10 protein-coding genes are annotated in these 12176 nt (G+C 47.7%); 1 reads left to right on the forward strand and 9 read right to left on the reverse strand.

The window, feature by feature from the left end; translation table 11 throughout:
• Positions 1–24: 24 nt before the first annotated feature.
• The 4 genes from ASG16_RS04805 to ASG16_RS04820 all read right to left on the reverse strand — a co-directional run bounded on the left by ASG16_RS04805 (position 25) and on the right by ASG16_RS04820 (position 3361).
• The gene (locus ASG16_RS04805; RefSeq protein ID WP_056489154.1) at positions 25–570 is read right to left on the reverse strand and encodes a VanZ family protein; all 546 of its coding nucleotides are present in this window, start codon (positions 568–570) and stop codon (positions 25–27) included.
• Complete coding sequence (locus ASG16_RS04810; protein WP_056489152.1) at positions 563–1456, reverse strand: D-alanyl-D-alanine carboxypeptidase family protein; 894 nt, start codon at positions 1454–1456, stop codon at positions 563–565. Before ASG16_RS04810 ends, ASG16_RS04805 begins: the two co-directional genes overlap by 8 nt.
• A 116-nt stretch (positions 1457–1572) precedes the next feature.
• The gene (locus ASG16_RS04815) at positions 1573–2682 is read right to left on the reverse strand and encodes a sensor histidine kinase (RefSeq protein ID WP_056489151.1); all 1110 of its coding nucleotides are present in this window, start codon (positions 2680–2682) and stop codon (positions 1573–1575) included.
• Positions 2672–3361: a response regulator transcription factor gene (locus ASG16_RS04820; protein ID WP_255412983.1), complete on the reverse strand. Its 690-nt coding sequence runs from the start codon at positions 3359–3361 to the stop codon at positions 2672–2674. The genes ASG16_RS04815 and ASG16_RS04820 overlap by 11 nt, the downstream gene beginning before the upstream one ends.
• A 199-nt stretch (positions 3362–3560) precedes the next feature.
• On the opposite strand from ASG16_RS04820, the gene ASG16_RS04825 reads away from it, so the two are divergent.
• On the forward strand, positions 3561–4328 hold the full coding sequence (locus ASG16_RS04825; protein WP_056489146.1) for an SDR family oxidoreductase: 768 nt from the start codon (positions 3561–3563) through the stop codon (positions 4326–4328).
• A gap of 63 nt (positions 4329–4391) precedes the next feature.
• Here ASG16_RS04825 and fumC read toward each other — a convergent pair whose 3' ends face one another.
• The 5 genes from fumC to ASG16_RS04855 form a co-directional block, all read right to left on the reverse strand.
• Complete coding sequence (gene fumC, locus ASG16_RS04830; protein WP_056489143.1) at positions 4392–5780, reverse strand: class II fumarate hydratase; 1389 nt, start codon at positions 5778–5780, stop codon at positions 4392–4394.
• A 604-nt stretch (positions 5781–6384) separates the two neighbouring features.
• Positions 6385–7080 carry an MgtC/SapB family protein gene (locus tag ASG16_RS04840; protein ID WP_048035276.1) on the reverse strand — a complete coding sequence of 232 codons (696 nt, stop codon included), beginning with the start codon at positions 7078–7080 and terminating at the stop codon, positions 6385–6387.
• A 155-nt stretch (positions 7081–7235) separates the two neighbouring features.
• Positions 7236–8591 carry an MATE family efflux transporter gene (locus ASG16_RS04845; protein ID WP_056489141.1) on the reverse strand — a complete coding sequence of 452 codons (1356 nt, stop codon included), beginning with the start codon at positions 8589–8591 and terminating at the stop codon, positions 7236–7238.
• A gap of 135 nt (positions 8592–8726) precedes the next feature.
• On the reverse strand, positions 8727–10211 hold the full coding sequence (locus ASG16_RS04850) for a lytic polysaccharide monooxygenase (protein WP_056489139.1): 1485 nt from the start codon (positions 10209–10211) through the stop codon (positions 8727–8729).
• Positions 10212–10448: 237 nt separating this feature from the next.
• Positions 10449–12158: an adenine deaminase gene (locus tag ASG16_RS04855; protein ID WP_056489137.1), complete on the reverse strand. Its 1710-nt coding sequence runs from the start codon at positions 12156–12158 to the stop codon at positions 10449–10451.
• Positions 12159–12176: the final 18 nt, after the last annotated feature.

Raw genomic sequence — 12176 nt, forward strand, 5'->3', positions numbered from 1 at the left:
CCACAGGGGTGCCTAATAAGTAGCCTAGGAAGAGACGGTCAAGATGAACCGTTTTTTCTGTATGACCCAAATGAACAAGTACACGATATACCCGATCATCCCGCCCGCTGTATTCAGAAGCAAATCATCGACATCAAACGTTCCTACATCCATCACGAGCTGTGTCAGTTCCACACCGAGGCTTAGCATCAGGGATAGCAGGATGACTCTGAACAGGGAACCGGCTTTTTTCGGAAACAGGAGTGGCAGCAGGAAGCCTAACGGCATAAAGGCGATCACGTTGCCTACGAAGTTCACCGCACTATGCCAGCTTTGGTTATTTCGAATCAATCTGACATAGTTTTCGATTTCATGAAAGGGCACCAAATTACTTCGGTAGCGCAACCGCTCCACGATCACAGACGGATCGCTCCAAATGATTTTCCACTGATCTAATAACAAGGTGATATCCAAACTGCCGAATTTAAACAGCAGTACCTTCACGACGAGAAACAAGTAAAGGGCAAACACTGCATAACCAGCAATAGCAAGCAGTTCTGTCGGTCTCTCCACTTTTTGCACGTTATCCATTGTCAAACCCTCTCTCCAGCAGTTTTTTTGTCTCTGTAAAACGAGTGGCATCTTCTTCAGCGCCCATCACGACGGAAATGAGCCGCTTGTCCCCCCGCTTCGCTGTTGCGGTGAAGCAGTACCCCGCAGCATTGGTATAACCCGTTTTGAGCCCATCTAGCCCTGCGACACTCCAATCAGCGTTTTCCCCATCGAGCATGAGGTTAGTATTGGCGACATTCTCTTTAGTGGAAGCGAGCTCCACGGATGGCTCGACCGTCAATTTGACAATATCGGGGAAGTCGTTGAGCAAGTGGTATGCGAGCATTCCTACATCGCGAGCTGTCATTTCATTTTGTCCATTTTCAGTATCCAATCCGGTGGCATTCACAAACGAGGATGATTTCAGATTCAGCTCGGCTGCCTTCAAATTCATTTGTTCCGCAAAGGCTGATGTGCTGCCCGCTAAATATTCACCGATTGCCACCGCTGCATTGTTTGCAGAGCCGATCGCCATCGCTTCATACAAATCTTTTATCGGATAGGCCTCTCCTGCGACAAGATGGACCCGTGATCCCCCAGTCGCAGCCGCATTCTCAGATACGACGATCTCGTCATCCCAATCTACACGCTCTTCTTTAATGGCTTCGAGGAGCATATATTCGGTCATCATTTTTGACATGCTTGCTACGGGGTAAGGCGTATCCGCATTTTGTGCGTACATGATTTCTCCTGTCTGGCTATCCAACAGAATCGCTGCTTGTGCATCGACCTTCTCGTATGTTTTTTCCGTTAGCGTAATGGGTCCTTGGAATTTCCAATCTGCTTCTACTGAGTCTGAATCGCGCAAAAGCATCAATCCGACGAATATGGTCAGCATGAGCACAGCCCATGTTGTTTTCCTCATAAAAAAAGCCCTCCTATATCTGCAGAAAAACAAAAGCGGTAACCTTCATGCAGTCAGGATAGACTTTTCGATTAAAATTAACGGAAACGAAAGGTAAAGAAAAAGTAAAGCTTTTCTCAAATGCTTGAAATTGTACGTGGTAGCCAAACAGTAAAGGTCGTCCATTCGTTTGTGCTTTCAACGGAAATGTTGCCTTGGTGCAGATCGATGATGCTTTTGGCGATAGCGAGACCGAGACCCGAGCCTCCTGTCTCTTTCGAACGTGAGCCCTCCACCCGAAAAAAGCGTTCAAACAGGCTCGGCACATATTCAGCCGGGATCGGCGCTCCGTTATTGGCGACAGAAATCGCGATACCTTCTCCTTTCTGAAAGACGCGAATGATAATTTCCGTACCATCGCGTCCGTATTTCACAGCGTTGGAAATGAGGTTTTCCAGAACGCGAACGAGCTTGTCGGTATCTCCTGCCATTTCGATTTTTTGATCAGGCGTATCTACGATTAAGTGCAGCCCAGCCTCATTCGCCACGAGTCGAAAGCCAACCGATACTTGTTCAACCAGCTCTACCAGGTCAAACTGCGTTCGCTTCAAATATGCCCCGCGATTGCGGACCTTTGTGTACTCAAACAAATCATTGACGAGCACGTTCATCTGTTTGGCCTTCTCATAGGCGATATGAGCGTAATGCTTGAGTTTCTCCTCGTCCCTGTTCTTGTTCTGCTCAATCAGTCCAAGGTAGCCAATAATGGAGGTCAACGGCGTCCGCAGGTCATGGGAAACGTTAGTAATCAATTCATCCTTCGATTGTTCCAGCCGCCGCTCCTCCTCCATCGCATCCAAGGCGCTTTTGACCAAAGCATGGATGCTATCGACAACTTGACCCAAGCTGCCGTTCGGACGAATAGAAATCTGGTGATGATAATTGCCTTTCGCAATGAAATGCAGCTCGTTTATGATTTGCTCCATCTGCTTTTGTTCCAGGTACTTGCGGATACGAACGACCGACCATGCCGCAAACATACCGGTTGCCAGCAAAATGATTGGGATTTTAAAGGAGTTGATATCGAAATTGAGCCGCAACTTCCAGATGAACTCTCTGATTTCCGGGATGGTGTACAAATAGTTGTTGGCAAAAAAATCAGCCATTTGAAAAACAGCGTAGATGATCATGAGGCCAAGCAGCAAATCGAAAAGGATACGGATAAAATCCTTGGCTCTAAGCTTCAATTTTGTAGCCGACCCCCCAGACCGTCTGTATCACCTTTTCGCCATTTGTCGCCTTCTCAAGCTTTTCCCGCAGGTTACTGATGTGAACCATCACCGTCTTGTAGGAAACGAAATTCTCCATTTTCCAGCAACGGTCAAAAATTTCTTCTGAGCTGAATACTCGATTCGGATGACTTGCCAGTAGATGCAGGACGGAAAATTCCAATGCCGTCAGCTTGATCGGGGTGCCTTCTTTTGTCTGAACGAAGTGGCTTTGCTTGTCGATGATCAATGGGCCCGCCTCAATCACATGATCCTGTTTACTTGCCTGCGTGTAGTTCGACCGTCGCAGGAGAGACTTGACCCGCGCAATCACTTCCAGCGGATTAAACGGCTTCGCCACGTAATCGTCTGCACCCGTCATCAAGCCAAGGATTTTGTCCATATCATTCGTTTTGGCACTCGCCATAAGAATGGGGATGGTTGAGTTTTTTCGTATTCGCTTGGTAACTTCCAGCCCATCCAGATTGGGCATCATGACATCCAGAATAACGAGATCGATGGGCTTCTGCTCCAGCCTCTCCATCGCTTCCAGACCGTCAAAAGCCTTTTCTATCTGATACCCTTCGTTGCTTAAATATATCGCCATCAGCTCTACAATCTCTTTGTCGTCATCTACAATCAAAATCCTCACGGACAAACACCTCCGACCTCGTGCATGGTAGATATAGATAGCATCACTATAACAAGAATTGTTAAAGAAAAGGTAAAGCAAGTGATTGTTCTCTAACATTATCGCCATTCTGTTCACGAGACCAACCGAGTGAATGAGAGAGCAATATTTCAAATATCCCCTTGTGTTATAACTAACTTGAATTTCTATCAAGGGAGATGAAACCATGAGTAATTTGAAAGAGAAAATCGCATTGGTAACCGGAGCAAGCCGTGGGATTGGTCGTGGCATCGCATTACGTCTGGCACAGGATGGTGCATTGGTCGTCGTACACTATGGAAGAAGACAAGAGGAAGCAGAAGCAGTCGTACGTGAAATTGAACGAACGGGAGGCCAAGCTTTCGCAATCGGTGCGGACTTACGCACCCTTGACGGCATACGCGATTTATATGCAACATTGGACGAAGCATTGCAGAAACGTACAGGAGATCATCGTTTTGACATCCTCGTCAATAACGCTGGAATCGGACAAATCTTAACATTGGAAGAGGCTACCGAGGAATCGTTTGACGAGGTCATGAACATTAATGTCAAAGCACCGTTTTTTATGATCCAACAAGCTTTGCCCCGCCTAAGAGAGGAAGGCCGTATCATCAATCTCTCATCCTTTGTTACTCGAGCAGCTTCCCCAAGTGTGTTCACTTACAGTATATCGAAGGGGGCTGTTAACACACTGACGCTAGCTCTGGCTAAACAACTGGGGAGCCGTCATATTACGGTAAATGCGATCTTGCCGGGCATTATTAACACGGAGATGAATGCTGGCACATTGCAAAATAATCCGGATGGGCAGAAGTACGCTGCTGGACTTTCCACCTTTAACAGATGGGGAGAGCCTGATGATGTAGCGGATATTGCCGCCTTTCTCGCTTCCTCGGACAGCCGTTGGGTAACCGGTCAATTAATTGATGCAAGTGGCGGTTCGCATCTGTAATCGTTCTCAAAAAAATAACCGATGGCCACAAACATGGGACCATCGGTTTTGTATATGAAGATCCTATTCTTTTGGATGAATCATTTGTTCAGGACGTACGACTTGATCGAATTGCTCTTCGGTCAGCAAATTGCTCTTGATCGCCGCTTCCTTGAGTGTGATGCCTTCTTTGTGAGCCAGCTTCGCTACAGCAGCCGCATTTTCATAGCCGATATGCGGGTTCAGTGCCGTCACCAGCATCAATGAGTTGTTCAGGTTTTCTTTGATCACTGTCAGATCAGGCTCGATGCCTACTGCGCAATTGTCGTTGAAGGACTTCATCGCGTCTGCCAACAATCTTGCAGATTGCAGGAAATTGTAGATGATGACTGGCTTAAACACGTTCAGCTCGAAGTTCCCCTGGCTAGCAGCAAAGCCAATGGCAGCATCGTTGCCCATCACTTGGCATACAACCATCGTCATCGCTTCGCTTTGGGTTGGATTCACCTTGCCTGGCATGATGGAGCTGCCTGGCTCGTTCGCCGGAATGATAAGTTCACCGATTCCGCAACGTGGGCCACTCGCCAGCCATCTTACATCATTGGCGATTTTCATCAGGTCCGCAGCCAGTGCTTTCAGGGCGCCATGTACATGAACGAGCTCGTCATGGCTGGTCAGCGCGTGGAACTTGTTTTCTGCGGTCACGAATTGGTGGTTGGTTTCCTTGCTGATTTCTGCTGCGACCATTTCACCGAAGCGCGGATGCGCATTAATGCCTGTTCCTACCGCTGTACCGCCAATCGCCAGCTCACGCAGGTACTCATTGCTCTCCTTAATCATTTTTTCCGATTTTTCCAGCATGCGTACCCAACCGCTGAATTCTTGGCCCAGCGTCAGCGGAGTCGCGTCCTGCAAATGCGTGCGACCGATTTTGATGATATCCATATAGGCTTCGCTTTTTTCTTTCAGCGTTGCTTGTAACAGCTTGAGTGCAGGCAGTACTTGCTCCTCAATAGCGACCAGTCCAGCCATGTGCATTGCTGTCGGGAATGTATCATTGGAGCTCTGTGATTTGTTCACATCATCGTTGGCATGGATGCGAGCCGAGCTGCCCTTCTCTTGCAGCAATTGGTTAGCGCGATGAGCAATGACTTCGTTGACGTTCATATTGGATTGCGTTCCGCTGCCCGTTTGCCAGACAACCAGTGGGAAATGCTCATCCCATTTTCCCTGGATCACTTCATCTGCTGCCGCCACAATCGCTTCTGCCTTTTCATTATCGAGCTTGCCTAGCTTTTGATTCGCCAGAGCTGCACTTTTTTTCAGGATGGCAAACATGCGAATCAGTGGAAGTGGCATTTTTTCTTCGCCGATTTCGAAGTTTTGGAAGCTGCGTTGTGTTTGCGCGCCCCACAGCTTATCCGCCGGAACCTTGATTTCTCCAATCGTGTCCTTTTCAATTCTGAATTCCATCTCGCATCCTCCTCGTTATCAAGCGTTTACTTATGTAAAAAAGGATAAAGCAGTTCTTCTCAATTAAAATGATAATGATTTTCATTCTTGTTATCAAGAGATGAAGTGTTTTTTCAGGAAAAACCAAAAATATTGTTGTCTTCAAACGGTTGCGGTCGGGGGAAGCCCTGCCACATGTCTTCCAGTCGCCTGTATCCTCTCTTCGTTCGGGCGGTCTCCTTCCAGACATGTGACAGTGCTTTCGTACAGCTTATGTGTAGTAGGAGCTTTTACAACGTTTTGTTAAGCAATTCAAGGGGGTTTCAAGAGTTCACTTTCAGAAATAAAAAGAAAGCTACGTAGAAGAAGCGCATTTCCAGTCCAAGCGCCTCTGGAGCCCGACCCAGCGTAGGAAAAAATGGCGGGGAATTTCAGCTTCACTCATGGAATTCTTCCTCGAAACATCTACGTTTGAAGCGCTCCCGCCATTTTTTCCGAAGCGGACAGTCTTCACCCTCAGCAGGGCGGAGGCCGAAGCGTAGACTGGAAATGCGCTTCTTCCCTCACGACAGCAACTAAAAAAGACGAAAGCCACATCATGGCCTCCGTCTTCTATTATTCCTTTTTATCTGCTTTCTACTTCTACAGAAACAACATGATCTACCGCTTTCAGCAAACTGTAAATATCGGTCGTATACGTATTTTCCGACGCTGTAATCATCATTTCCAGCTTTTGCAGACTATTGTCCAAGTCTTTGACCTTCACCCGCTTCACTTGCAGTTCGAGGTGTTTAATCTGCTTGAACACCAAATCCAAATCTCCCCCGCCTTCAACCACGATCTTGATCGACAAATCTCTTTGTCTGAGCGATTCTGGACCAATCAAGCGAAGAATAATCGGGAACAAATTAATCGCCAAAATAATGAGGATCGTCGCAGTCACTGCCTCAAAATAAAATCCTGCTCCTACTGCAATCCCAAGTCCAGAAGCCGCCCAGACCATCGATGCTGTGGTCAAACCCGAAATGACATCATTACTCCGGCGTAGAATAACACCAGCCCCAAGGAAACCTACGCCGCTCACAATTTGAGCAGCCAAGCGCAGAGGGTCCATATTCGTGTGTCCAGGCAAGGAGAACCGATGCACGGATTCAATCGAGACAATCGTAATGAGACAGCTTGCAACCGAAATAACCATGCTGGTCTTTACACCCAGCGGCTTGTGCTTGAGCTGCCGATCCATACCAATCATCAAGCCTAGAAATAGGGCAACTCCTAGTTTTAGCAAAAAATCATATGTCGTGAATACCGAGAGTGACATGAGCCTCTCCCCCCATCTGCTTTGATGTCAGGTTATCTTCCATCGTCTATGATAAGAAGTATATCTGGTCTTTCAACTAGTGTAAACGGGCCTTTCATTCTTCATGCAAAAAGCGGAAAACCCCCGCATCAGGGATTTTCCGCTTATCTGTTTCCTTATGAATGGCTGCGAATCATGCGTTTCTGTAACGACAGCAGACGTCCAAAAAGGAAGATGGCACCAGCAGCCAATCCCGTAATCAGACCAATCCAGTATCCGAATGCTGCAAGCGAAGTGAATTTCGCGAGAATGTATCCCAAAGGCAGGCCAATCACCCAATAAGATATCAGCGCAACGATAAAGGTAACGGTCACATCCTTGTACCCGCGCAGTACACCTTGAATAGGTGCTGCGACGGCATCAGAGATCAGGAAGAGGATCGAGTACATCAGGAAATGCTGGGCAAGCTCCAACACCTCAATGTCGGTCGTGTAAAAACCAGCCACCTGCTGACTAAACATCAGCAAGCTGATTCCGAACAAAAGGGCAATACCAAGAGCGATACCTATCCCCAAATAACTGTACTGCTTTGCGTCCCGGTACCTTTTGGCTCCAACCTCAAAACCAACAACAATCGTCAACGCCATCGATATGCTCAATGGCACCATGTACAGGAATGAGGCGAAGTTCATCGCTGCCTGATGCGCCGCAATCGTAATCGTGCTGTATTCACTCATGAACAAAGTGACGGCCGCAAAAATGCTAACCTCGCAAAAGATCGAAAATCCGATAGGAAGCCCCAGCTTCAGTAGCTCTTTCCATGCTTTCATCGAGATCCGGTGAAATTGGGAGAACAAACCGAACTCAACGAATGGGTGTACGCGATTCACGACAAACAGAGTAATCAGCAAAATACACCAGTACGTGATGCCAGATGCAAGCCCGGCACCGATTCCGCCCAGTCGAGGTAAGCCAAAGTTACCAAAGATAAGAGCGTAGTTCAGTAGTACGTTGATCGGCAACGAAAGCAGGGTAATGAACATCGTTACCCGTGTCTGTCCTAATGCGTCGATAAAGCAACGAAGCACCGTATAAAGAAACATCGGAATAATTCCAATAGCGATTGCATGCAGGAAGCCGCGAGCAATCATGCGTACCTCAGGCTCCAATTGCATCCAGTTTAGGATCGGATCAAGCACTAAACCTCCGACGATGATGACACCGACCGCAATCCCCACACTCAAATACAAGGCCTGCATAACTGTGTAAGGCACCTGATCTCGTTTCCCTGCCCCAACCATCTGTGCAACCATCGGCATGACAGCCATCAGAATCCCCGTCAAGCCAGCTTGAACAGGCGTCCATAGACTAGCCCCAATCGCTACCCCCGCCAAATCTGTCGGACTGGCATGGCCAGACATAATGGTATCGGCGAACGTCATCGAAAACAGCGCCAGTTGTGATATCAAGATCGGTAGCAAAACAGCCAAAAACTGTCGCCATTTTTCATTTAGCGAATAGGTTTCATTCATTTTTCATATCCTTCTAACCTTATAAGATGGACTTATCGTTCAAATTATAAGTATATCAAAACAAGGAGAAATCGGCAAAATAATGGCTGCACTTACACAAACAAAGCCCAGGCAGATCACCCGGGCTTTGCAACATTATTCAACCAGCTTCCATACATCGGCTTTCCCTGGCTCTTCGCCTTTGGTCCACCATTTCGCCTCATAAACCTTGTCTTCGAAGTTCACTTGCGCTCCGCCAACATACGCTTTGCCGGAATCCCACGACAGTGCAACAACGCTCACCAGCTTCCACGCATCGGAACGGTCTGGCTGTTCTCCAGTTACCCACCATTTTGCTACGAATTCCAGTCCATCATACAAGACGCGGTCGCCCTGTACATACACAGCAGAGGAATCCCAATCGGCGATTTCACCTGGTACTTCAGGCTTTTTCTCCGTTGTGCTTGCAGCAAAAGGTGCGCTCTCTTCGGAAATGTTTCCTGCGGCATCAACTGCTTTGATCGTATACGTATAAGATGTTCCTGCCGTTAATCCTTTATCGACAAAGGAAGGCTTTTCAACTGTTCCTACGTGGGAGCCATCACGGTAAATCTCGTATTTCACCACACCAACATTGTCACGGGAAGGACTCCACATGAGGTCGATTTCTGCCTCCGTTGGATGGTGAGTCATGATTCCCGCCGGTGCCGTCGGTGCTTCTGTATCCACGATATCTTCTGCTTTTGTGCGAACAGTTAGTGCTTTGCTAGCGTTAGACTCTTTCCCTTTGCCATCGACTGCCACAACGGTGTAGCTATAAGCTGCAGCAGGCGTCAAATCTTTGTCCGTGTATGCTGTTTCTTTGGTAGATGCGATTAATTTGCCATCGCGATACACGTCGTACTGCTTGATTCCGTCAGTTGCCACGGATTTGGTCCAGCCAAGCTCAATGCTCGTAGCTGTTTGCGATACGGAAGTCACATTGCCTGGAACAGTAGGCTGTTCTACAACGCCTGTTCCAGCGTTAGTCAAATTCACGTCAATCGCCTGGTAAAAGGCCATGCCCGTATCAGCAATTTCCCAAACACCCAAAATAATGTGGTAACCGCTGCGATCTGTCGGTACATTGCACGAATGCGTTACCGTGTATGGCGGTCTTTTCCCTCCATCCTGGAACGAGCAAAACAGTTCCAGATCCGCTCGGGCAAGCGGCTTGTTAGGATTCCAATCTTTTTTCGTGATGTAATATTTCCACTCCGCTGTACTATGCGGGGCTGTCAGATTCCAAGTAAACGCGTTTTGTCCACCCTGCAAGGTAACCTTGGTCCAGCGATCTGCTGTTTGTGTGTAAAGCTCAGGATAGCGGCCTGCACCGGTAAATTCACCATCGGCAGGACCAGATTGCGGGAACGACCCAATGCCCTCCACGCTTTGCGGTTCCCACTGAATTTGACCGCAGCCTGTGTTTTGCCCCGTCTTACACAAGTAAGAGCGACTCGCCGGTGACTCGATGTACCCGTGAGCCGAGGCTTTCTCAGCGAACACGAGTGTAGCTGCGCCTGCCACCAGCATCATTGCCAGCATGAACAAAAGCGACAGCCCTTTACTGAACAGTTTGTTTCTCAACCCTACGTTATCCATTTATTTATCTCCTCTTTTCTGGATTAGGATCGAATACCATGTTACAGAAAATTTTTCCAGTATTACAGATTCTGAATACCTAAACCAAAACCTACCAAATACCTGAATTCCAGTCAGAAAATAGGGAGATGAATCAGGAGTGTATACCTATGCATGAAAATTTATATGCTTCTTTCGGGACTTTTTGATCAAAAAAAGTTGCCTGCCGAAAATAAAATTCTCAGCAAGCAACTTTTATCACATCAAGAGCAACGGTACTATTTTTCCATCATTTACATCAATCAACCCCAGATCCGTCAGCTTCAAGGCTGGACTGACCGGTAAGGAATGCGTGCTGATCGACATGATCGGGTTGTAGTGGTTGTAACCGAGCGACTCCATGGCACGGCGAAGTTGTTCGACTTCCTTTGCCGTCTTTTCCAATGGTTCCTCTGTCAAAATGCCTCCGACTGGCAAATGAAGGCTCGCGATCACCTTGCCATCCTCGACCACGTAAAACCCACCCTGGTTGCGGATGACTTCATTGGCTGCGACCATCATATCGTGCGGATTGTGTCCGACAACCAAGAGATTGTGGTTGTCATGCGAATAGCTGGTGGCTACTGCACCTCGCTTGATCGTATCCCCGCTGATCAAGCCATATCCACGATTGCCGTTTTTGCCATAGCGCTCAAAGACGGCGATCAAGCCGTACGGGCTCTCCTCCCACAAGAGTTGTCCTTCCCGCACCTCAGCGATTCCACGGTGATCCTCTGTAAAAGTAGAACCGTTTTGCACGAGCATGACCCGACATGGATAGCGATTGTCCGGCACATCTACTGTGACGTGGAAGTCTTGCTCTATAAGCGGCGAAAGCTTGATGCTCTCATAAAAGTGCGCAGGAAACTGCTTCTCTTTGACTACTTGTCGGTACTCTTCCTTGACGTCGAAAGCTTTCTTCCCATTTTTATAGACGCGTTCGATCTTGAGTTCATGCAGATCAGACAACAACACGAAATCCGCTATTTTGCCAGGAGCAATCGCCCCTCTATCCTTCATGTTCATACGTCTGGCTGGAGTAAATGTACTCGCGTAGATGGCGCGCTCTGGCTGCATGCCCATTTGAATGGCTTTTTTCACGATATGGTTCAAATGTCCACGATTGACCAAAGAATCGGTCATCACATCATCCGTCACAAAACAAAAATGCTCAGAAACATCTTCCTTTACAAAAAAGTCCATGACTTCATCCGTCATCGATTTTTCTTGAATCTCCAGAAACATGCCCGCTGCAATTCGCGCTTCCATGCCCTCACGCGTCTGGTGCGTATGATCGGAGTCTACTCCCGCATAAATGACACGATGCAGGTCCAAATCAAGCAATTTCGGAACATGCCCCTCGATGACGAGCTTTGGATACGTCTTGCGGATATGCTCCAGGATGCGATTCGTCTTGCAGTCAGGGTCCTTGATGATGTCTACGTAATTCATAATTTCGCCGAGGCAAATGATCTCTTCAGAACGCAAGAGCTCGTCCATGTCTGCAATCTCGACAGACCCACCTGTCGTTTCCATCGAGGTAGCTGGTACGGAGCTCGGGATCGCGTAAAGCATATCAACGACACAATCACGGCTCGCACAAATCATCTCTTTGATTCCTTCGATTCCGAACACATTGGCCATCTCATGCGGCTCCGGTACGACCGTCGTCACTCCGTTTTGAATCAAGCCAAAGGAAAACGTCTCCGGCGTCACCATCGTACTCTCAATATGCAAGTGAATATCGACCAGACCAGGAATCATGTAGCGACCTTGTCCGTCCACGATCTCGGCAGCTTCAAATGTTTCCGTACTCCGCTCACCAATATAGAAGAATCGTCCATCCAAAACAGCGACGTTTCCTTTGATGAACTTTTTAAAATAACTGTTAAACACTTGGACGTCTTGAATCAACAAATCGACCTTCACGAAAATAACCTCCTGTCT

Source organism: Brevibacillus sp. Leaf182 (assembly GCF_001423865.2).
Classification (GTDB): domain Bacteria; phylum Bacillota; class Bacilli; order Brevibacillales; family Brevibacillaceae; genus Brevibacillus; species Brevibacillus brevis_C.